Below are 234 nucleotides of genomic sequence, written 5' to 3' on the forward strand. Positions count from 1 at the left end.
CACTGATTTTATTTTGAGAAGTGTTTATCGCAAATTCAATTAATCGCTCTTTCTTTACATGAGCTAGCTGTTCAAGCAAACTCTGCACGTTTACCGTCAATTTTGTGCAATTAGGCTCTAACTCTATACGTTTTACCGGTAATGAGATTTCAGACTGTCCGGTATTCACAATCATTTTTGAATGATTTGGCAAACAGATTTGCTTATCTTTAAAAATAAATGATAAATCTTTTG

Annotated in this window: 1 pseudogene; it reads right to left on the minus strand. The window is 32.9% G+C overall.

What is annotated here, in order from left to right:
* Positions 1 to 234 (minus strand): annotated as a pseudogene (locus tag SB660_RS23905) (glycosyltransferase family 2 protein); the annotation flags it as partial.

Source organism: Bacillus sp. SIMBA_005 (assembly GCF_046535585.1).
In the GTDB taxonomy this organism is placed as follows: domain Bacteria; phylum Bacillota; class Bacilli; order Bacillales; family Bacillaceae; genus Bacillus; species Bacillus pumilus.